Source organism: Marinobacter sp. NFXS9, assembly GCF_040148665.1.
Classification (GTDB): domain Bacteria; phylum Pseudomonadota; class Gammaproteobacteria; order Pseudomonadales; family Oleiphilaceae; genus Marinobacter_A; species Marinobacter_A mangrovi.
Window position 1 is genome coordinate 25,594 of sequence record NZ_JAGDDW010000018.1, and the last position, 20,381, is coordinate 45,974.

19 protein-coding genes are annotated in these 20,381 nt (G+C 56.5%); 12 read left to right on the plus strand and 7 right to left on the minus strand.

All coding sequences use genetic code 11. The features are described 5' to 3' along the window. Window positions 1-15: 15 nt before the first annotated feature. Complete coding sequence (locus J3364_RS20410; protein ID WP_349560002.1) at window positions 16-1,191, minus strand: glycosyltransferase family 4 protein; 1,176 nt, start codon at window positions 1,189-1,191, stop codon at window positions 16-18. A gap of 287 nt (window positions 1,192-1,478) precedes the next feature. On the opposite strand from J3364_RS20410, the gene J3364_RS20415 reads away from it, so the two are divergent. The 11 genes from J3364_RS20415 (at window position 1,479) to J3364_RS20465 (ending at window position 12,283) form a co-directional block, all read left to right on the plus strand. Further along, the gene (locus tag J3364_RS20415) at window positions 1,479-1,700 is read left to right on the plus strand and encodes a plasmid pRiA4b ORF-3 family protein (protein ID WP_349560003.1); all 222 of its coding nucleotides are present in this window, start codon (window positions 1,479-1,481) and stop codon (window positions 1,698-1,700) included. Then, complete coding sequence (locus J3364_RS20420; protein WP_349560004.1) at window positions 1,697-1,915, plus strand: plasmid pRiA4b ORF-3 family protein; 219 nt, start codon at window positions 1,697-1,699, stop codon at window positions 1,913-1,915. Before J3364_RS20415 ends, J3364_RS20420 begins: the two co-directional genes overlap by 4 nt. 13 nt (window positions 1,916-1,928) lie before the next feature. Beyond that, window positions 1,929-2,795 (plus strand): hypothetical protein, encoded by an 867-nt coding sequence (locus J3364_RS20425; RefSeq protein WP_349560067.1) that lies wholly within the window; start codon window positions 1,929-1,931, stop codon window positions 2,793-2,795. Window positions 2,796-3,123: 328 nt separating this feature from the next. Further along, window positions 3,124-4,110 (plus strand): NAD-dependent epimerase/dehydratase family protein, encoded by a 987-nt coding sequence (locus tag J3364_RS20430; RefSeq protein ID WP_349560005.1) that lies wholly within the window; start codon window positions 3,124-3,126, stop codon window positions 4,108-4,110. A 14-nt stretch (window positions 4,111-4,124) separates the two neighbouring features. Further along, window positions 4,125-5,138 (plus strand): MraY family glycosyltransferase, encoded by a 1,014-nt coding sequence (locus J3364_RS20435; protein WP_349560006.1) that lies wholly within the window; start codon window positions 4,125-4,127, stop codon window positions 5,136-5,138. Between the two features lie 61 nt (window positions 5,139-5,199). Beyond that, the gene (locus J3364_RS20440; RefSeq protein WP_349560007.1) at window positions 5,200-7,158 is read left to right on the plus strand and encodes a polysaccharide biosynthesis protein; all 1,959 of its coding nucleotides are present in this window, start codon (window positions 5,200-5,202) and stop codon (window positions 7,156-7,158) included. Window positions 7,159-7,256: 98 nt separating this feature from the next. Further along, complete coding sequence (gene tviB / locus J3364_RS20445) at window positions 7,257-8,522, plus strand: Vi polysaccharide biosynthesis UDP-N-acetylglucosamine C-6 dehydrogenase TviB (RefSeq protein WP_349560008.1); 1,266 nt, start codon at window positions 7,257-7,259, stop codon at window positions 8,520-8,522. A 226-nt stretch (window positions 8,523-8,748) separates the two neighbouring features. Continuing rightward, window positions 8,749-9,117, plus strand: coding sequence for a histone-like nucleoid-structuring protein, MvaT/MvaU family (locus J3364_RS20450; protein WP_123635005.1), 369 nt, complete (start codon window positions 8,749-8,751; stop codon window positions 9,115-9,117). 180 nt (window positions 9,118-9,297) lie between these two features. Then, window positions 9,298-10,704, plus strand: a complete 1,407-nt coding sequence (locus tag J3364_RS20455; RefSeq protein ID WP_349560009.1) for a mannose-1-phosphate guanylyltransferase/mannose-6-phosphate isomerase — start codon at window positions 9,298-9,300, stop codon at window positions 10,702-10,704. Between the two features lie 349 nt (window positions 10,705-11,053). Next, the gene (locus J3364_RS20460; protein ID WP_349560010.1) at window positions 11,054-11,806 is read left to right on the plus strand and encodes a hypothetical protein; all 753 of its coding nucleotides are present in this window, start codon (window positions 11,054-11,056) and stop codon (window positions 11,804-11,806) included. Window positions 11,807-11,908: 102 nt separating this feature from the next. Continuing rightward, window positions 11,909-12,283, plus strand: a complete 375-nt coding sequence (locus J3364_RS20465; RefSeq protein WP_349560011.1) for a hypothetical protein — start codon at window positions 11,909-11,911, stop codon at window positions 12,281-12,283. Between the two features lie 65 nt (window positions 12,284-12,348). On the opposite strand, the gene J3364_RS20470 is transcribed toward J3364_RS20465, so the two are convergent. Further along, complete coding sequence (locus J3364_RS20470) at window positions 12,349-12,873, minus strand: cold-shock protein (protein WP_349560012.1); 525 nt, start codon at window positions 12,871-12,873, stop codon at window positions 12,349-12,351. 202 nt (window positions 12,874-13,075) lie between these two features. Between J3364_RS20470 and J3364_RS20475 the strand changes: the two genes are divergently transcribed. Then, window positions 13,076-13,294 carry a SlyX family protein gene (locus J3364_RS20475; RefSeq protein WP_123635000.1) on the plus strand — a complete coding sequence of 73 codons (219 nt, stop codon included), beginning with the start codon at window positions 13,076-13,078 and terminating at the stop codon, window positions 13,292-13,294. A 276-nt stretch (window positions 13,295-13,570) separates the two neighbouring features. Here the strand turns inward: J3364_RS20475 and dapE are convergent, their stop codons facing one another. The 5 genes from dapE to J3364_RS20500 all read right to left on the minus strand — a co-directional run bounded on the left by dapE (window position 13,571) and on the right by J3364_RS20500 (window position 20,307). After that, window positions 13,571-14,704, minus strand: coding sequence for a succinyl-diaminopimelate desuccinylase (gene dapE, locus J3364_RS20480; protein ID WP_349560013.1), 1,134 nt, complete (start codon window positions 14,702-14,704; stop codon window positions 13,571-13,573). 253 nt (window positions 14,705-14,957) lie between these two features. Then, complete coding sequence (gene dapD, locus J3364_RS20485; protein WP_502882538.1) at window positions 14,958-15,995, minus strand: 2,3,4,5-tetrahydropyridine-2,6-dicarboxylate N-succinyltransferase; 1,038 nt, start codon at window positions 15,993-15,995, stop codon at window positions 14,958-14,960. Between the two features lie 78 nt (window positions 15,996-16,073). Continuing rightward, window positions 16,074-16,415, minus strand: coding sequence for an ArsC family reductase (locus J3364_RS20490; RefSeq protein ID WP_349560015.1), 342 nt, complete (start codon window positions 16,413-16,415; stop codon window positions 16,074-16,076). A gap of 5 nt (window positions 16,416-16,420) precedes the next feature. After that, window positions 16,421-17,617 carry a succinyldiaminopimelate transaminase gene (dapC, locus tag J3364_RS20495; protein WP_349560016.1) on the minus strand — a complete coding sequence of 399 codons (1,197 nt, stop codon included), beginning with the start codon at window positions 17,615-17,617 and terminating at the stop codon, window positions 16,421-16,423. Between the two features lie 20 nt (window positions 17,618-17,637). Continuing rightward, on the minus strand, window positions 17,638-20,307 hold the full coding sequence (locus tag J3364_RS20500) for a [protein-PII] uridylyltransferase (RefSeq protein WP_349560017.1): 2,670 nt from the start codon (window positions 20,305-20,307) through the stop codon (window positions 17,638-17,640). Between the last annotated feature and the right edge of the window lie 74 nt (window positions 20,308-20,381).

Consider the following 20,381-nt stretch of genomic DNA (forward strand, 5'->3'; position numbering starts at 1 on the left):
GTTTTGCGGCGACAGTTATGAGTCCCTGTCAGCGCGTGTATCTAACCGTTCTAAAGCGTTATAGACTTTAATGCCAAAATTTTGCCAAGCAAAGATTTTTACGAATTCTTGTATGATATCGTTAGGTGGTCGATGTTGAAGAAGTTGCAGAATGTATTGATTCAATTCAGCATAGTTATTTTTTTCTGCCAAATAGCCTGATCTGCCAATAGATACCGCATCAATAACCCCTCCTGTTGCAAATGCTGCGGTTGGCAATCCGTGAGCTGCAGCTTCAATAGCTACCATTCCAAAACCTTCTGGATCATCCGGAATATGTAACACTGGAAAGACGTGCGCATCACAAGCTTCATATGCCGTTACTAGTTGTTTTTCTGTTATCCTCCCAAGAAATTTTATATGTGAGGCTACTCCAGATTTTCGAGCTTGAGCCATTATATCGCTCGCCGTTTGAGTGCCAGGTCTGAGCGAGTTTTTGGGCGTTTCACCCACGACTAGCAGCATGGCGTTGGGTGCTGCCCGCACGATACCGGGTAAGGAATGCTCAACAAATTCACGAAGCCCTTTACGTGTAGTTAGTCGACCGACAGAAAGTAGAATTTTCTTGCCTTCCAGTCCATACCGTTTTTTAAATGCAATTAGGCTTTCTGCTGATTGGGGGGCTTTGGGCAGGTTGACGCCTGGATGGACGAGGTGGACTTTTTTTTCTGGCACTCCAACGGTAAGTGCAAGCTGTCTGGTAGGGGTGCTGTTAACGATGACGCTGTCCATTTTTTTGAAGGTTGGTGTCCAGAGCTTTTGGTAAATTCGGCTCGGTGCGGTTATGTCTAAGCCATGAAGATAAACGGCGGATTTCGCGCCGGAAAGTTTGCTGGTCAACCAGGCCAAGGGAGCCGTTAGCCCGCTACCTGCCATAATGACGCTGGGCTTCCAGCGCCATGCCAGCCATAGAGCTTTGCAAAAAGCGACCAGTATAAACAAGGGTAATGGTTTGAGTGGAGCCTCACTCAAGGTCGTTTGCTCTGGCTTTAAGGCCGCGGCTCCTTTGGGGCCAACGACTTTAATTTGAGTGTAACGAGATAATTCATCCGCCATGTGCCAGTTCAGGCGTTCCATGCCGCCGACCAAAGGGGGCAGGTTGCGGGTGATGAGGATTACCTTTGGCCGTTTTTGTGCTTGTTGTTGATTCACTCTCACTCGTCACAGGGTAGATAGCGGTTAGTTTTAGAGTATCGATTGTAAAGGATGCAGCGTGGGTACGCACTTCATGGATGACGTTCTGTATTGATGTATTAAGCAATCCGGAAGGCTGTTGAGGATTCTGTAATCAGCAAGAAATACTTTTGACGGAGCGTTCTTGTGGTTGGCTTCCTGAATCATTGGACCACTGCAGCTTTCACCGAGATGCGCCCGGCGCTCTTTAGACTGCCGTCTGTTCCCTATAAAATCCCGGCGTACATATAGGAAGGAGCCCTCTCATGTCAGCCGCATCCAGTGATGTCTACCAACTGAAAGTCACCCTCTCAGGCTCCCGGTCGCCCATCTGGCGTCGCCTGCTGGTTGATTCGGGGACAACGCTGCAGGACCTGCACCGAATCATCCAGGTTGCAATGGGCTGGCAAGCGGCTCATTTGCATCAATTCGAGTTGTCTGACGGTGTGCTCTTCGGAGACCCGGAAGAGGATCCAGACGGCAGATGAACTACGTCGACGAGGCTTCTGTGCCATTGGAGGCCGTTCTCCAACGGGAAAAGCAGACGCTGTGGTACGAATATGATTTTGGAGACGGCTGGGAGCATCGCGTCGTTCTGGAGAAAATACTGCCGGGCTCGGAAGATGCCTCTTTACCGCGCTGTAAAAAGGCGGTGCGTCAATGTCCGCCGCAGGATGTGGGGGGGGCTTGGGGGCTTTTATGAATTCCTCGACGTGATGGCGAACCCGGGGCACCTCGAACACGACGACGCAAGGGAATGGTTGGGCGGGGTTGTGTTCGACCCGGCATTCGTCGACCTCGAGGCGATCAACGAGGGTTTTGCTCATCGTGAGCGCCTTGTCGAGCCAGTCGGGGCGCCGCTTTTCGAGACCGACGAGAAATGCGAGGGGCTCAGCTTTCATCAGATGGAGCAGTTGATGACAAGCCCGCTGCATTGCCCGGCGGTGTTTGATATAAGCCTCGATTCCGCGTTGATTGAACCGCATCTCGACTCGGCGCCGATCATGCGTATTCTCAAGGCATTGTTTCAGGAGCTCGACGGCAAAGGCGTGCGCCTGACACCCAAAGGAAACCTGCCTCGTCGGGTTGTGACGTCATTAGTCGAGGCCGGAGGTGACGCCGCGCTGGCAGAGCCTTATCGGGACGGCTTTGCCAGAATCCGCTCGGAAGAGGACGTTATTCACGTGCATTTGGCGCGCCTGATTGCCGAGATCGCCGGGTTTACCCGCAAGCAGCGTTGCCTGCTCATGCTCACGAAGCGCCTGGAGGACTGGATCCGCAACGAGCAATGGCTGCTGATTTATCAGGAACTGCTGCTCACCGCCATGAACCGCTTCAATTGGGGCTGGCTGGATCGGTTTGATGAATTTGACGAGATACAGGTCGTGGGGCTCTTCGCCTTATGGCTATTGGCTAAATACGGTGACGAGTGGCGACCGGAATCGTTCTATGTCGACGCCATGCTGACAGCCTTTCCAATGCTGACTGAGGTGGTTCCGCCCAGCCCCTATTACAGTCCGGAAAAACAAATTGCTCACGCGTTGTCTCTCCAGATGTTCTCGCTGTATAGATGGCTGGGCTGATTGAGTGTGAGGATAAGAACAAGGGCAGCCGTTTGGCCTCTTTAGGTGATCGCGATATTCGTCGCACGCCGTTGTTCGAGGGGCTGTTCAGGGAGCAGAGCGCATAGGACCGTTTTCTGCTAACCGAGACTGTCTGCTCCTAATCCGGTAGGTCAGATGTTAAGCCCCTTGGATGTTGATAACAATTCAATCGATATGCTCAAGCGGGTCGAGTTTCTCAAACTGATGTAGGATGGGCAGATCGATTTCACGCGGAGTCGCGGGCCGTCGATGTCCTGCCCAAGTTGATTGAACTCTGCCCAGGAGCGAGTAGGAGATTCTTTTACGAATGACTCGAATAGCGGTAACCGGTGCAAATGGTTTTATAGGGCGGGCGTTGATAACTGAGTTATTAAAGATCCCCCGTATTCGGGTGGTAGCGGTGTCCCGAAACCCTGATTCCGTGCCGTTGCATGCTAATATTTCCGTTTGCAGTTGGGATAAATGCTTGTCAGAGAGTAGTCATGAAGATCATCCACTCGTTAACTGTGATTGCGTGATCCATCTTGCGGGGCTAGCTCATGCTTCTGCGGTGGATGCGAATGATGCGCCCGATGTCTATCGCCTGGTCAATGTGGACGGAACGCGCTTGCTTGCAAGGAGGGCTGTAGAGTCGAAAGTACGACGTTTTATTTTTGTGAGTAGCATAAAGGTTAACGGGGAAAACACAAAACCAGGCCAGCCTTTTAGCGCTGACTCAGAGCCATGTCCGGAAGACGAATATGGTCGCTCAAAACTTGACGCGGAGTTGGCCCTGCAGGAGATAGGGCAGGCAAGTGATCTAGAGTTTACAATAATTCGCCCTGTTTTGGTTTATGGGGTGGATGTTAAGGCGAACTTCCGCGAATTGATGATATGGGCCATTCGAGGGGTTCCGTTGCCGTTCAAATCTATTTCCAACAAGCGAAGTTTTATAGCTCTGGATAATTTGATAGATCTTATTATTCATTGCTTGGATCATCCCGCGGCGGCCAACCAAGTGTTTTTGGCAAGCGATGGTGAAGATTTATCGACGCCGGAATTGATCAAGAGGCTGGCTGAAGCTGCCGGAAGACCCGCCAGGTTGTTTCCGGTACCGATTGGATTGCTGGGTCTTTTGGCTCGTTTGACTGGTCGTGGATCCGTGATGAAGCGTCTAGCCGGTTCGCTTCAGGTGGACGGGCAGGAGACACGCCGCCGGCTGGGCTGGAACCCGCCGTTATTGATTGATCAGGCGCTGCGGGAAGCCGCTGAAGCCTATCTGAATGAGATCAATGGAAAGGGGGGCTCCAAGTGACGCCCTTGGAGTGGATGTTGCCGCTGATTTTTGTGGTTGTCTGGAGCATGACCTGGGCCGTTCTCAAATATGCCATAAGCCGGCAGTTGATGGATATCCCCAATGCGCGCAGCTCTCATGAGGTACCCACTCCTCGGGGCGGTGGTTTGGCGGTTGTGGTCGGCGTAACAATGGTGTTGCTGGTGGAGCAATCGTCATTGGGCGGCGCGGTAGCGACGGCGTTCCTGGGGGGCGGCGGCCTTGTTGCCGCCCTGGGATGGTTTGATGACCATGACCATGTCGGTGCGAGTTGGCGCCTTTTGGGGCACGTTTTGGCTGCAGCCTGGATCCTGGCCTGGCTGGGAGGTGCACCTGCCCTCAGGCTTGCCTGGGTCGGTTGGTTACCTTACTGGGCCTGGCAGGTGATCGCTGTGCTGTACCTGGTTTGGTTACTCAATCTGTATAATTTCATGGATGGCATAGACGGGTTGGCTGGCGCTGAGACCGTGACGTTGGGAATCTTCGGCGGGCTTCTCTGCTGGTTAACGGTCGATGTGCAGCTTGCGGTTATACCTTTTTTGCTTGCTGCTGCAGCTGCCGGTTTTCTGGTCTGGAACTGGCCGCCGGCACGGATATTTATGGGCGATGCAGGAAGTGGATATATCGGAATCGTAATTGGTGGGTTCACTATATATGTTGGTAAGCTGGATGAGCGTTTATTTTGGGGCTGGCTTATTTTGATCGGCGTGTTTGTTGTCGATGCTACGTACACGTTAGTTCAGCGCCTGCTTCGGGGAGAGCGCGTTTACGAAGCCCATCGCAGCCATGCCTATCAAGTGGCGTCGCGGCAGTTGGCCAGTCACCGGGCTGTGACGATAAGCGTAGTTGCTATTAATACATTTTGGCTTTTTCCGATTGCATTGCTGGTGGTGTTTACGACGCTAGATGGATTTCAGGGCTTATTGCTGGCTTACACGCCACTTGTGATGCTTGCTATGTATTTCAGAGCTGGCAATCAACGTTCCCAGAAGTACGTTGGCAGGTCATGAGAATTTTTTGCCGTTTGGGCTAACCTTTGCGGTTAGCACTTAGCGGTTTATATGAGGCTATATGGACAGGGATTCGCTACTTTACCGTTTCCTCACGCTTTCCCGGGTTAGCAAACGTTTGATCTCGGTTGCCGCCGATATTTGCTTCCTTGCATTAGCGTTGTGGGCCTCTTTCGCCTTGCGGTTCGAGGATGCATCTTGGCTTCCGGATTGGGGGCAGGTGCTTGCTGGCGTTGCCACTATCCTATTTACCATTTTTGTGTTCATTCGGCTCGGCCTTTATCGCGCCGTTATTCGTTATATCAGCGAGAAGGCATTTCTGGCCGTATTGACGGGCGTTACGATTTCCGGTGTTTCGCTGATTGTTTTTGGCTTTCTGGTTCATGCTTTTGTTCCGCGCTCCATTCCGGTCCTTTATGCTGCGATGGCATTCCTGCTGGTGGCTGGTACCCGATTCGCGGTACGTGCTCTTATCAACCGGCCGCGCCACAAGGCAAAGCAGTCCGTGCTGATCCTGGGGGCTGGCAATAAAGGAATGCAGTTGGCTTCGGCGTTGACTCAGGGGATTGAATATCGACCGGTGGCCTTTGTCTCGACCAGAGTGGACAGTCATCGTTCTTTGGTGGCCGGAATGCCCGTATATAGCCTTAGGCACATTGACAAGGCGATTCGCGATCACGGAGCGACGCGGGTGCTGTTGGCTCTTGAGGATACGAGTAAGATTAATCGTCGCGAGCTCATTCAGAAGCTCGAGAAGCTTTCGGTCGCCGTTCAGACTGTTCCGGCTATGTCTGAACTTATTGCCGGAAGGGCCCGTATCAATGACATACGTGATCTGGATATAGAGGATCTTCTAGGTCGCGATCCGGTTCGAGCGGATGCGGCAGTGGCCGATGAAAGCCTGGCCGACAAAAACGTGATGGTGACAGGGGCGGGCGGCTCCATTGGCTCGGAACTTTGTCGCCAAATTATTCGGCATCGGCCTCGCTCTCTTATTATTTTTGACGTATCGGAGTTCGCCCTTTATGCCATTGAGCGTGAGCTGAGGACTTTTAATCAGGTTGAAGGTCTGTCTGTCCAGATTCATGCCCTTCTCGGCAGTGTTGGCCACCGTCGCCGATGCTTGGCGGTCATGCGTGCGTTTAACGTGCAGACGCTCTATCATGCCGCGGCCTACAAGCATGTGCCGTTGGTGGAGCATAATGTTATTGAGGGCGTGCAGAATAACGTATATGGCACATGGCATTGCGCTGAGGCTGCTATCGAGGCGGGTGTTGAACGCTTTGTTCTGGTTTCCACGGATAAAGCCGTAAGACCGACGAATGTTATGGGTGCCTCCAAGCGGCTTGCCGAGCTGGTTCTGCAGGGGCTGGCGCAGCGTCAATCGTCGACGGTTTTCTCTATGGTGCGCTTCGGTAATGTTTTGGGCTCGTCTGGATCAGTCGTGCCCCTGTTCAGGGATCAGATTCGCGACGGCGGTCCGGTAACGGTGACCCATCCTGACATTTGCCGCTACTTCATGACGATTCCTGAGGCCAGCCAACTGGTGCTGCAAGCCGGAAGTATGGGGCGGGGTGGTGAGGTCTTTGTGCTGGATATGGGGGAGCCGGTGCGTATCGTGGACTTGGCTCGCAAAATGATCCATCTCATGGGGCAGCGGGAGAAAACGGAAAACAACCCTGACGGCGACATTGAGATCGTGTTCAGCGGGTTGCGTCCCGGCGAGAAATTGTATGAAGAGCTTCTGGTTGGTAATGATCCCCAGGGGACGCCACACCCGAGGATTATGATGGCCCGTGAAGTGTCTCTACCTTGGGAGCAGGTCAGGCAATTCCTGGATAGAATCTCCATTGCCAGCCACAAGTTTGACTGCCGACAAATACTGAATATTCTCACCGAAGCATCGACCAATTATCAGCCTAATGGAGACCTAGCGGACTTGGTTTGGTGCAACGGTGGGCGTTGCGGTGTGCTTTTACCTGAAGAAGGTGACTCGAAGGTACGCCGCCTGTCTCTCTAGTGTTTTTTTGGTTTAATGATGCATAGTGGTCTTTAAGGGGGGCTGGCAAGAACATGAGTGAGCCAGGCCGTCATCATATTTCGGTAGGATTGATAAACATGGAAAGTAAGCTTGCCGTTATTGGGCTTGGATATGTGGGATTGCCGCTGGCTGTGGCCTTTGCGGAAAAGTATCCAGTTGTCGGCTTCGATATTAGCCCGAAGAGAATTGCGCAGCTAAACGAGGGTGAGGACTATACCCGAGAAGTGGATAGCGAGGCCTTGCGACAAGCCTCAAGCTTGTCTTTCACAAATCATCTCGATGAGATTGCATCGTGCAACATCTATATTGTGACGGTGCCCACGCCGATAGATGAATTCAAATCTCCGGATCTAACTCCGCTGGTTAAGGCCAGCGAAACGGTTGGCCAGGTTTTGAAGTCCGGAGATATTGTCGTATACGAATCGACTGTCTATCCCGGAGCAACGGAAGAAGTGTGCGTTCCCATTCTGGAGCGCGTTTCGGGATTGACCTTCAATAAGGATTTCTTTGCCGGCTATAGCCCGGAGCGCATTAACCCGGGTGACAAGGAGCATCGCGTGACTTCCATAAAGAAAGTCACGTCAGGTTCCACGCCCGAAGTGGCTGACCGCGTTGATTCATTATATGCAAGCATTATCATTGCCGGTACCCACAAAGCCAGCTCCATCAAAGTCGCCGAGGCGGCCAAGGTCATCGAGAACACCCAGCGTGACGTCAATATTGCATTGATGAATGAGCTAGCCATGATCTTCGCGCGGCTTGGATTGGATACCCAAGATGTGTTGGCCGCAGCGGGCACCAAATGGAATTTCCTTCCGTTTAAGCCGGGCCTGGTTGGCGGTCATTGTATTGGTGTCGATCCTTACTATCTGACTCATAAGGCGCAGGCGGTTGGCCATCATCCGGAGATGATTCTTGCGGGTCGTCGTATGAATGATTCCATGGGCGCTTACGCAGCTTCTTCTTTAGTTAAGGCAATGATCAAGGCCGGGCAGACGATATCCGGGGGTCGGATACTGATTTTGGGTCTGACGTTTAAAGAGAATTGCCCGGATTTGCGGAATACGCGTGTTATTGATGTGGTGCGTGAATTGCGGGATTTCGGTTGTCAGGTTGATGTCGCCGATGCCTGGGCAAGTAATGAAGAGGCGCAACACGAGTACGGAATATCATTAGCAAATCAGCCGGAAGCAGGCGTCTATGAAGGCGTCATACTGGCTGTGCCGCATCGTGATTATATTGAAATGGGTGCGAGTGAAATTCGAACCTATCTGAAACCGGGCGGCATCTTCTTTGATCTGAAGGCTGTATTCGGGAAGTTGGAATCCGATTTACGACTCTGATTTATTGAAGTGCGATATCGGTAATTTCGTATTCTTGTCTTTTTTGCTGGATATTGTCATGAAGCTCAGGTCATATTTCCTCATTTAATTGTCACTGAGGGAATATTGATCTATTATCGCTGTTGTCAGTTTTTGACTCGGCAAAGAACGATATTTCTTTTGCTTTACCTTCCGAATTTACGAATTCAGTTTCAAAGTTGTTTTTGACCAATTAAGGGTAAAATCCATGGCAAAGATCAATGAGTATTACCAGAAAAAACAGCTGATGGATAAGCTTGCAGACGAATTGAAGAAACTCGAGGAAGACAACGCATTGAAGCGTGAACTTGAGTTTGAAGAAAAGATCCGCGGTCTGATGAAGGACTACAACAAATCCGCCAAGGATGTGTTGCAGGTCCTGGGTGCGATTGATCCGTCGGTGTCTGGCGCCAAAGCCGACGCGGCAGGCTCTTCTCGCCCGAAGCGTCCGCTGAAGACCTATAAGAACCCGCACTCCGGTGAAGTTGTGAAGACCCGTGGTGGTAATCACAAAACGCTGAACGAGTGGCGCGAGAAATACGGTAAGGAAGCCGTACAGGGCTGGCAGCAAGACTAAGCCAGTCGGGTCCCGGCAGTTGAGGTGCCGGGGCCTCGTTTCTTTTAGTTTCCGCCGCATTATTTCTCGTTAATAAAGCTGTCTTATCCGCTTTTCCGCGCCATTTGACCTCCCTCCAAAGAAGCATTGAGTAGCGCTTTTACGTTAGAATCCGATCAAAGTTTCTGACAAGGATGCTCTATGCTAGCCGTCATTCTTTCCGGTGGGTCCGGTACCCGATTGTGGCCGTTATCCCGCGAGGCTTATCCAAAGCAGTTTCTTCCTGTAGTCACAGACGAATCGCTATTGGCCGAAACCATTACGCGCGGATTGGGCTGTGCGCCGTCGACCCGCGTTATGGCAATTACCAACGAAGACCACCGCTTTGTCGTGGCAGCGCATCTGCATGAGTTGGCGGACAAGAAAACCGATGGGATCATTCTCGAGCCGGTCGGCCGGAATACGGCGCCGGCAATCGCGTTGGCGGCGCTGGCCGCTGCGGAAAGCGATCCGGAAGAATTGTTGCTGATCATGCCGTCTGACCATGTCCTGCGTAACCAGCAGGCGTTTGCCGAGGCCGTCGCGGTCGGAGCCAAGGCCGCCGCAGGCGGCAAGCTGGTGACCTTTGGTGTGGTGCCTGCTACGCCTCATACCGGTTACGGCTATATCAAGGCCGGCGACATGGCCGAAGGCTCCGCTCCGGTGGAGGCCTTCGTAGAAAAGCCCGACGAAGCCACAGCTCAATCCTATCTGGATCAGGGCGGCTACTACTGGAACAGTGGCATGTTCCTGTTCCGCGCGGATCGCTATCTCGAAGAATTGGGCAAGCACAACCCGCAAATGCTGGAAGCCTGCCGGAAAGCTTATGCCGGCAAACAGTCGGATATGGACTTCGTGCGCGTCGATCGGGAAGCCTTCGAGGCCTGTCCGGATGACTCCATTGACTATGCGGTGATGGAAAAGACCCAGGATGCCGTTGTCGTGCCTCTGGATGCCGGTTGGAGTGATGTGGGTTCGTGGTCCGCGCTGTGGGAAATTCAGCCGCGGGATGAGCATGGCAACGTCTGCCGGGGCGATGTGATTACTGAGGACGTGTCTGGCTCCTACATCCATTCTGAGGGCCGTCTGATTGCGGCACTGGGTATCAGTGATCATGTCATCGTCGAGACGGATGACGTGGTCCTGGTCGCGGACCGTAACCGGGTTCAGGACGTGAAGAAGCTTGTCGCCCAGGTGAAGGCGCAGGGCCGCGCCGAGCACCGCTTCCACAAGAAGGTCCATCGGCCTTGGGGAACCTACGAGGGGATTGCGATGGGCGAGCGCTTCCAGGTCAAGCGCATCACCGTCAATCCAGGCGCATCCCTCTCTCTGCAGAAACACCACCACAGGGCCGAGCATTGGGTCGTGGTCAGTGGGACCGCCAATGTGGTTCGTGGTGACGAGGAGATTTTGCTGACCGAAGATCAGTCCACTTATATTCCCGTTGGCCACCGTCACCGCTTGACCAATCCGGGCGTCATCCCGCTGGAATTGATCGAGGTCCAGACCGGGAGTTATCTCGGCGAGGACGATATTGTACGGTTCGCCGATACCTACAACCGGGTCTGACCCGCGTTCGTAGCCGGGGTACAGGAGTTAACCGGCTACGAGGTCCACTATCAAGTCAAACAGGTCAAAGGAGGACCTTATGTCACAATGGCCAGGGAACCGGCCGCAAGCCCCTCGTTCGTCTTCTTCCGGCGCCTCCGGTCGCGCTTCCCATCTCACGCTGGCCTCTGTCTCACCAGGTTGGCATGCCTTTGCAGACTCGTTGGCCGTCGCTCTGATGCGCTCGTCGAGAGGAATCGTCTGGTTAAGGGGCGAAGCCGGCTCGGGCAAGACCGAATTGTTGCGGGCTCACATTCCGCATTGGCCATTTCCCTCGGTGTGGATGGACTTGCGGAGAGAGTGTGAGGTGATGGCCAGTCTCGAGCCGGCGGTGCCATCGGGCGATGAGATGAGTTCGGCCCGGACGCTGTTGATCCTCGATGATATGTCGCCAAACGATCTGCTTTACCTGATGAAAGATCCTCTGCATCCGGCGAGCGAGTTGTTGCTGTCTCACCCGGGTCCTGTGCTGCTGGCCAGTCGGGCTTCGGGGCGAGAGGATGCCCAGTCACTGATGGCCCACTCCGGCCGTTCGGTCGAACCCATGGACATGCCGCCCTCTGGAATCGACCACCGGTTGAGCATTTTAAGAGGCAAACAGCCTGCGATTGAGCGCGAATGGCGTGTCGATATCGACCCTGATGCCTTGCATCGAGCGGCCCGTGGTGTTTCGCCCGAATGGCCGGAGACGCCGGGTGGTTCGTTGCGCTGGTTGATGGCTGCTGCTGCGCGTGTGGCGTTGGAGGCGGAGCAGGGCGATCCGGCATTGCGCAGTGCTGAAGCGCGTATCGATGATCTTAGCCGTGCCTTGTTATTGGCTCAGGCCCGCGGTGGCGACGTTGACTCGTTGGAGTGCGATATCCGTCAGGCGGAGATCGAGCGGGCGGCGTACAGCGTCGACTGGCATGAAAAGGCGCGCCGCGGTGATTTGCGGACGGTGCGGGCTGTCGATGTGGAGCGGGAGATTGCTGCGGCACGTGGGGCAATGTTCAATGGCGGCGTTCCGGATGTGCTGTGCCGGCAATCCCGGTGTTGTCCCGCACCAATTGCCGAAGACAGCTAGCTGCGGCATTATGGCCGGATTTGGCGTATCTCGATGCTGCGAGAGCGGTCGTTCTCGTGCCGTTGCATTGAGCGTCGTTATTGGAAGGTTTGATGTCCTGCTATGAACGATCTGGAAATTTACGTGCGTGAACTGGATACAGCCCGGTTGGAAGCCTGGCTGGCCGAATCCCTGGATGGCCTGGCGATGGCCTCTGTCGGCAGTGTCGGTGTTGCTAAAGGTAAGGGCTATTATCAGGGCGTGCCGGTACGCGTTTCGTTATACCCCGGCGCCTTTTCCAAACATTTCACCAGCGTCGTACTGGAAGGCGACGAACTGCCATGGCGTTCGGATCTGGACTGTGCCCGCAATGCCTGGCGTCGTCTTGACGTTGAAGTGCGTTGCAGCCCGGGTGACTGGCAGGAAGGGGATCCCGTGCAGGATGAAAAATGGTGGCGGTTGGATGACCGGGGTGAGCAGATGGTGAACTGGAACTGAATGGTCTGAGGTAAATGGGAATCCCGAGCCATGCCGGGATTCCCATGGACTTGCGGCGGTTGCCGTCAGTCTTCCAGGATGCTGACGTTGTCCGCCTGCAGACCTTTATCGGCCTGAACGACATTGAAGCGCACCAGTTGACCCTGGCGCAGCACCCGACGACCACGGCCGCGAATGGCGCGGAAGTGGACGAAGACCTCATCACCGCTTTCGCGGACAATAAAGCCAAAGCCTTTCTTCACGTTGAACCACTTAACGGTTCCTTCCTCATTGCCTTCCGGCCCGAAATCATCCTCCATGCCATCGCTGGCGGGACGGTCATTCTGGCTGCCGCTGGTGGATTTGCTTTGGGTCAGTGCCACGGCCAGGAAGCCGGCAATGCCAAACAGGATTACGGCGATCACGTAGGCGGCGATACCTTGGGCACTGCCGAGCACAAAGGTGGGGTTGTCGGCGACATCATTGGTGCCCGATTGCGACAGGATCTGGAAAAGTTCCGGTGTAAAGGTGACCAGGAAAAAGGCCAGGACGAACGGGGCCGGAATAGCGATCAGCAGGGCTACCAGAATCGCTTTCTGTGGATTACGCATTGGACGACTTATTCTCCCATCAATCGATCAAACAAAAACATAAGGGCGCCTGAATCACGTAAAATAGGGGCTCAGGCGTAACAAAATTGCAGAGGTTCCAGGCGACCACAGTAGCCGGATTGGCCGGGTAGCCCATCTGCAAGCGCAGCATCATAACAGATCAGTCTGTGGACGACCCACCCCAGAGCAGGAGTTCCGTCACATGAATTGGGAAGAACTGGAAGCACGAATGGTGGAACTGGAAACCCGTGTGGCCTTCCAGGACGACGTGATAGCCACCCTGAGCGACCAATTGTCACGCCAGGAGATCGATATGCGGGAGCTTTGGGAGGCCAAGAGACTGCTCAAGAAACAGTTGGAAGCGGTGTCGCCCTCCAACATCAAGCGGGAAGAGGAAGAGGCGCCGCCACCGCATTATTGAGGGTAGGCAGGATTTTGCGGGCACCCACCTTGCGGTGCCTCAGAAGCCTCTGCTACATACACGGGATAACGACTAAAAGGTGGGCGGGTAGGTTGGGCTGACGCAGGAAGCCCAGCAAACCGGGTTCACGACCAATCTCATTCAATACCGGCCAAGCCGGTTTTTGAACCCCAAGCTCCAGGCATGTCCGCGATAACGGGAACATCCGGTGCCCGCTTCTTGCTGGGCTTCCTGCGTCAGCCCAATCTACCGGATCGCGGCCGTGATCGCCGGCGTTTATTTCGCCAACAACCGCACCAGAATCTCTTCATAGATCGCCGACAACGTATCCAGATCGTCGGCCTTCACGCACTCATCGATCTTATGGATTGTTGCATTGACTGGCCCCAGTTCGACGACCTGGGCGCCCGTTGGCGCGATAAAGCGACCGTCAGAGGTGCCGCCGGACGTTGAAAGCTCCGTCGGCTCGCCGGTGATGGCCTGGATCGCTTCGCTGGCCGCATCAACCAGAGAGCCCCGGTCGGTCAGGAACGGCTGGCCACTCAGGTGCCATTGCAGATCGTACTTCAGGCCGTGGCTGTCCAGGATCTCGATCACTCGCTGCTGCAGGCTATCCGCGGTGTTCTCGGTGCAGTAGCGGAAGTTGAAGTGAACTGTCAGTTCGCCTGGAATGACGTTGCTGCCGGTGCCGGCTTCGACCTTGGTGATCTGGAACGTGGTTGCAGGGAAGAATTCATTGCCTTCGTCCCACTGCGTCCGGGCCAGCGCGTCCAGTGCCGGGGCTGCCGTGTGAACCGGGTTCTCAGCCAGGTGAGGGTAGGCGACATGACCCTGGATGCCGTGTACGGTCAAGTAGCCGTGCAGTGAGCCTCGCCGACCGTTCTTGATGATGTCGCCAACTCGATGCGTGCTGGATGGCTCGCCGATCAGGCACCAGTCCATCTTCTCGTTGCGGGCTTCCAGGGCTTCGACCACTTTGACGGTGCCATCATGGGCCGGACCTTCCTCATCGCTGGTAATCAGCAGCGCAATCGACCCCTTGTGATCCGGATGCTGGGCGACAAAGCGTTCGCAGGCCGTCACAAAGGCCGCCAGGCTGCCTTTCATGTCGGCGGCCCCCCGCCCATACAAATAGCCGTCCCGGATAGCCGGCTCGAACGGCGCCTGTGACCAGTTCTTTTCCGGACCGGTCGGGACCACATCGGTATGACCGGCGAACGCCAGCAAGGGCCCTTCTTTTCCACGACGTGCCCAGAGGTTCTGGACCTCGCCAAAGTTCATGGCTTCACCCTCAAAGCCCAGCGGTGAAAGGTGTTGCATCATCAGCGTCTGGCAATCCGCGTCATCGGGCGTGACGGATCGGCGGCGAATCAGTTCGATGGCGAGTTCGAGGGTGGGGGATAGGGACATGCGGGTCTCTTGGGTTGGTTGGATCTGCGGGTTATTGGATTAACCGAATGTTTAGCACGGGCCGTGGCTTCTTACGAGAGGCCGGTAGGTTGGGCTGACGAAGGAAGCCCAACAATTCTCGACTTGCAGCCGGTTGGATCCCATCCGCGTTCATAGCGGAAACTGGATGCGTTCAGTACTTTAGGGCGCTCACCCCGTCGGGCTTCCTTCGTCAGCCCAACCTACGGTGATTTAGCGCCCCTCCGGCAAACAATCAGTTATTCGCGTGCAACGCCTCGTTCAGTTCGATCGCGGTCTTGTTGGTCTTGCACTCCACCGCGCCGTTCTGGGAGTTGCGGCGGAACAACAGGTCCGGCTTGCCGGCCAGGTCCCGTGCCTTGACCGTCTGAACCACCTCGTTCTTGTCATCCAGCACGGCAACCTTGGTACCGGCGGTGATGTACAGGCCGGCTTCAACGGTGGTGCGGTCGCCCAGCGGGATGCCGATGCCGGCATTCGCGCCGATCAGGCAGTTCTCGCCGACGGCGATGATGATGTTGCCGCCACCGGACAGGGTGCCCATGGTGGAGCAGCCACCGCCCAGGTCGGATCCTTTTCCAACCATGACGCCGGCGGAGATCCGGCCTTCGATCATGCTGGTGCCTTCGGTACCGGCGTTGAAGTTGATAAAACCTTCGTGCATGACGGTGGTGCCTTCGCCCACGTAAGCGCCCAGGCGAACCCGGGCCGTATCCGCAATACGCACGCCGCGCGGCACCACGTAGTCGGTCATCTGCGGGAATTTGTCGACGGATTTAACTTCCAGCAGGCGGTCCTCCGTCCGGGCATCCATCTGGCGGTCAGCCAGCTCGTTCAGGTCGATGGCACCCTCGTTGGTCCAGGCCACATTCGGCAGCAGGCCGAAGATGCCGTCCAGCTTGAGTCCATGAGGCTTAACCAAGCGATGGGAGATCAGGTGCAGCTTGAGGTAGACCTCCGGGGTGCTGGAGGCGGTGTCGTCGGTATCCAGCAGTGTGACGACGGCCGGGCGTTTGCTGCCGGCGGCTTTCTCGGCCAGACGGGCCTGGTCGTCCTGTCCGGCACTGCGCAGGGTCTCTGCAAATTGGGTCAGCTGTACTGCATCGGCTTCAATAGCCTGGTTGCCGCCTTGATATCCCAGCGTGTTGGATGCGATTTCCCGAATGGTCGCCTCCGGCATGTACAGGGGCTTCTGGTAAAACGTTTCCAGCCACTCGCCCTTGCTGTTCTGGGTGCCGATGCCGATGCCGAATGCGAAACTCATGGGGTTAATGCTCCTTGATCAGTAAACGGTTGCTTCGGGCGCCGCGAGGCGCCCGGATTATCCTGAAACGGGATCTGAAAATAGGTTTCAGCTGATTAAGCGGGCCCAGTCGTCGGCATTGAAGCCGACATGGACCTGGCCTTCCAGCTCAACGACAGGCCGCTTGATGACGGACGGATTCTCCATCATGACAGCCAGCGCGGAATCGCGGTCTATGTTATCACGAACGTCATCCGGCAGCTTGCGCCAGGTGGTGCCGCGGCGGTTCAGCAGGATTTCCCAGCCGACCTGTTTTTCCCAACTGGCCAGCCGATCCTCGTCAACGCCTTCCTTCTTGAAATCGTGGAAGGTGTAGCTCTGGTCAGCGTTGTCCAGAAACTTGAGGGCTTTCTTGACGGTATCGCAGTTTTTGATGCCGTAGATGTCCATGGGCCTTACTGCTCCTGAATGAAGGTGCGGATGCGTTCGGCGGCCTCGATGCATTCGGCCAGCGGTGCAACCAGCGCCATACGGATTCGGTTTTCCCCTGGGTTTCGTCCGCTGACGTCGCGGGACAGATAGCGTCCCGGCAGTACATGAACGTTCTGCCGGGCCGCCAGGTCACGGGCGAAGATGTCATCGGCGAAGGGTGTCTCCGGCCACAGGTAGAAGCCGGCATCCGGGGCCGATACGCGCATCACCTCGGACAGGATGGGCACCACCGCATCGAATTTCTCGCGATAGGCGGCGCGATTTTCCCGCACGTGATCTTCATCCTGCCAGGCGGCGATGCTGGCCAGCTGGTGCTGGATTGGCATGGACGAGCCGTGATAGGTGCGGTAGCGCAGGTATTCCTTGAGCACTTGGGCGTCGCCAGCCACGAAGCCCGAACGCAGGCCCGGCAGGTTGCTGCGTTTCGACAGACTGTGGAAGACAATGCAGCGCGCATAGTCATCGCGACCGATGGCGGCGCAGGTCTGCAACAGGCCTTCCGGCGGATTGTTCTCGTCCGGATAGAGTTCGGAATAACACTCATCCGACGCAATCAGGAAATCGTGCCGGTCAGCCAGCTCGATCAGCCGCTTGAGCGTATCCCGGGGAATGACGCTGCCGCTCGGGTTACCCGGCGAGCACAGGTAAAGGATCTGGCAGCGATCCCAGACCTCGCTGGTCACCGCTTCGAAATCCGGGATGAAATGGCTGTCCGCCTCGCAGGGCAGGAAGTGCGGCTCGGCGCCGGCCAGGAACGCGGCCCCCTCATAGATCTGGTAGAACGGGTTGGGCATGACCACTTTCGCGCCCGGAATCGGGTTCACGACAGCCTGGGCGAGGGAGAAGATGGCTTCCCGCGTGCCGTTCACAGGAATGATGTGATCGGCTGCCGTTAATGTGCCCGGGGTCAGCTCAAAACGCGCCGTGGCCCAGTCGGCGATGGTCTGGCGCAGCTCTTCCATCCCTTTGGTCGTCGGGTAGTTGGCCAGACGGTCCAGGTTGTCACGCACCACGTCCTTTACGAAAGAGGGTGCGGCGTGCTTGGGCTCACCAATGCCCAGGGCGATCGGTGCGAGCGACGCGGGCGGCGTGATGCCGGCCTTGAGTTGCGCCAGTTTCTCAAACGGGTAGGGATGAAGACGGTCGAGATTCGGATTCATGCTTGGTTCTCTGAGAAAATTTAGACGCCCACGCTCTCGTCCAGCTGGCGGCACAGGTCGTCCTGTAAGGCCTGGCAGACGACAGGGTCACTGAGCGGTGCACCTTCCTCGTCGGTGACGAAGAATACGTCTTCGACTCGCTCGCCCAGCGTGGCGATCTTGGCGTTGGTCAGCCGAACGTTGTTTTCCAGCAGGATGCTGCCGATACGCGCCAGCAGGCCGGGGCGGTCCGGTGTGATGACTTCCATAACGGTCCGCTGGTTCACCGTGTCATTGGAAAAGGTGACCTGGGTCGGGAACGAGAAGTGCTTGAGCTGTCGCGGTGTGCGGCGATGGATGATGTCCGGGTAATCCTCGGGATCGTCCAGCTCCTCAATCAGGCGCTGGCGAACCCGTTCCTTGCGCGCCTGGTCCTTGCCCAGCGGCTGGCCCTGTTCATCCAGCACCACGTAGGCGCTGATGGAATAAGGGCCGTCGCTGCTGCTGATGCGGGCGTCAACGATGTTGAGGTTAAGTTGTTCGAGCACGGCGGTTGTGGCCGCGAAGAGAGCCGCCCGGTCTTTCATGTAGATCACGATCTGCGAAAAGCCATCGGTTGGCCCGCCGCGGGTATCGCGGATCATGACCAGCGGATCGGGATCGTTGCCGTGACGGATAATGGCGGCGGTCTGCCAGGCGATGTCGACGGTGGAATCCTGCAGGAAGTAGTCCTCGTCCATCACATCCCAGATGGCATCGATCTGCTCGTCGGTAATGTTCTGGGCCAGCAGGATTTCCCGGGCCTCGGATTGGGTGGCCTTGATCCACTCGTTGCGGTCCACCGGTGTCTCTGACCCCCGGCGCAGGGCTCGCTTGGCCTCGATGTAGAGCTGGCGCAGCAGGGAGGCGCGCCAGGTATTCCAGAGTTTCGGATTGGTCGCGCTGATGTCGCAAACCGTCAGCACGTACAGGTAGTCCAGGTGCACCTGACTGGGCACGGCCCGGGCGAAGGCGTGGATGATGTCCGGGTCGGAGATGTCCTTGCGCTGGGCGGTCATCGACATCAGGAGGTGGTTTTCCACGAGCCAGGCAATCAGGTGGGTGTCCCGTTGGCTCAGGTGATGGCGGTCGCAAAAGTCGATGGCTTCCTCGGCGCCCAGTTCCGAGTGGTCGCCGCCGCGGCCCTTGGCGATGTCGTGGTACAGGCCGGCAATATAGAGGTTTTCCAGCTTGGGCAGGCGATGCACCAGGCGTGAGGCGAGCGGGAAGTTGGAGAGTGCCTCGTCGCCACTCATCTGCACCATGTTGCGGATCACCCGCAGGGTATGGGCGTCGACCGTGAATATATGGAACAGGTCGTACTGCATCTGCCCGATAATGGCCCCGAATTCGGGCAGGTAGCGGCCCAGCACATTGTACTTCTTCATGAAGGACAGGGTCTGGTCGAGGGCGTGCGGCGTGCGCAGCAGCTCCATGAACAAGGTGGTGACCGCGAGGTCGGAGCGGAACGCGTCGTCGATCAAATGACGGTGGGCCCGTAGTGATCGGATGGTGGTTGCCCGGATGCCGCGGATGGTCGGGTTCTGGGCCATCAACACGAAGATTTCCATCAGCGCATAGGGCGCGTAGGCAAACACCTGGTTGTTGGTGGCCTCGATGTAACCGTTGCGGATCTGGAAGCGCTTGTTGATGGGGCGGATGTCGTCGTTGCCGTCGGAGCCCAGAATCGCCTCGTCGTAGTACTGCAGGATCACGTCCGTCAGCTCCGCCAGGGCCAGGACCGTGCGGTAATACTCCTGCATCATGATTTCCACGCCCAGGCGTTTGCCTTTGTCGTGGTATCCGAGCATCTCGGCCAGGGCGCGCTGGTGGTCGAACAGCAGGCGGTTTTCGTTGCGGTCGGCGATCAGCTGCAATCCGTAGCGAAGGCGCCATAGGAAGTTCTCGCCGTTGAGGATGATCTGGTATTCCTCCTCGGTGAGAATGCTGAACCGGGTCAGGTCGGCGATGGACTCCAGGCCAAAGTGGCGCTTGGTGATCCAGCCGATGGTCTGGATGTCCCTCAAGCCGCCGGGCGAGCCCTTGATGTTGGGTTCCAGGTTGTACTCGGTGTCGCCGTATTTTTCGTGGCGACGGCGCTGTTCTTCCCGCTTGGCGATGAAATAGGCTCGATCGGCACTGACGTCGTCTGAGTAGACCTGTTCCGAAAGGGTCGCACGCAGGCTGTCCGGGCCGGCGATGGTGCGGGTTTCCAGCAAGTTGGTGAGGATGGTGACGTCGTCCCGCGCTGCGGCCTTGCTTTCCTCGATGCTGCGGACGCTGTGGCCGATATCCAGGCGCAGATCCCAAAGCAGGGTGATAAAGCTGGTCAGGTCCTCCTGCCACGCTTCATGGACCTGATCGCGCGTGAGTATCAGAAGGTCGATATCCGAGTGGGGGTGGAGCTCCCCGCGGCCATATCCCCCGACGGCAATCAGGGCAATATCGTCCGATGCGGCAAACTCGTAACGACTCCAGAGCAGGGCCAGGATGCGATCGACCGAAAGCGCCCGGGCCATGACCAGTTCACGGACATCAGCGCCGTTACGAAACGCCTGGGCGTGGGTCTCGAAAGTGGCCTTCAGGGCTTGCCTGGCCGGCCCGATCGGTGAAGGCGCTTCGGCGATCTGGGCTTCCAGACTGGCTGTATCAAGGACGTCGGCTGTCGCCATGGTAGTCGTGGCCTCGGCGGCTGATGGCAGGCCGGGCAACCCGGCCTGAGACACTATAGGGCAGGATCGGGTTG

Excerpts from the sequence above, each read along its gene's own strand:
- J3364_RS20415 (WP_349560003.1), top strand. The coding sequence starts at position 1,479 with ATGTCAGCCGCATCCAGTGATGTCTACCAACTGAAAGTCACCCTCTCA.
- J3364_RS20420 (WP_349560004.1), top strand. The coding sequence starts at position 1,697 with ATGAACTACGTCGACGAGGCTTCTGTGCCATTGGAGGCCGTTCTCCAA.
- J3364_RS20425 (WP_349560067.1), top strand. The coding sequence starts at position 1,929 with ATGGCGAACCCGGGGCACCTCGAACACGACGACGCAAGGGAATGGTTG.
- J3364_RS20430 (WP_349560005.1), top strand. The coding sequence starts at position 3,124 with ATGACTCGAATAGCGGTAACCGGTGCAAATGGTTTTATAGGGCGGGCG.
- J3364_RS20435 (WP_349560006.1), top strand. The coding sequence starts at position 4,125 with ATGTTGCCGCTGATTTTTGTGGTTGTCTGGAGCATGACCTGGGCCGTT.
- J3364_RS20440 (WP_349560007.1), top strand. The coding sequence starts at position 5,200 with ATGGACAGGGATTCGCTACTTTACCGTTTCCTCACGCTTTCCCGGGTT.
- tviB (WP_349560008.1), top strand. The coding sequence starts at position 7,257 with ATGGAAAGTAAGCTTGCCGTTATTGGGCTTGGATATGTGGGATTGCCG.
- J3364_RS20450 (WP_123635005.1), top strand. The coding sequence starts at position 8,749 with ATGGCAAAGATCAATGAGTATTACCAGAAAAAACAGCTGATGGATAAG.
- J3364_RS20455 (WP_349560009.1), top strand. The coding sequence starts at position 9,298 with ATGCTAGCCGTCATTCTTTCCGGTGGGTCCGGTACCCGATTGTGGCCG.
- J3364_RS20460 (WP_349560010.1), top strand. The coding sequence starts at position 11,054 with ATGGCCAGTCTCGAGCCGGCGGTGCCATCGGGCGATGAGATGAGTTCG.
- J3364_RS20465 (WP_349560011.1), top strand. The coding sequence starts at position 11,909 with ATGAACGATCTGGAAATTTACGTGCGTGAACTGGATACAGCCCGGTTG.
- J3364_RS20470 (WP_349560012.1), bottom strand. The coding sequence starts at position 12,873 with ATGCGTAATCCACAGAAAGCGATTCTGGTAGCCCTGCTGATCGCTATT.
- J3364_RS20475 (WP_123635000.1), top strand. The coding sequence starts at position 13,076 with ATGAATTGGGAAGAACTGGAAGCACGAATGGTGGAACTGGAAACCCGT.
- dapE (WP_349560013.1), bottom strand. The coding sequence starts at position 14,704 with ATGTCCCTATCCCCCACCCTCGAACTCGCCATCGAACTGATTCGCCGC.
- J3364_RS20490 (WP_349560015.1), bottom strand. The coding sequence starts at position 16,415 with ATGGACATCTACGGCATCAAAAACTGCGATACCGTCAAGAAAGCCCTC.
- dapC (WP_349560016.1), bottom strand. The coding sequence starts at position 17,617 with ATGAATCCGAATCTCGACCGTCTTCATCCCTACCCGTTTGAGAAACTG.
- J3364_RS20500 (WP_349560017.1), bottom strand. The coding sequence starts at position 20,307 with ATGGCGACAGCCGACGTCCTTGATACAGCCAGTCTGGAAGCCCAGATC.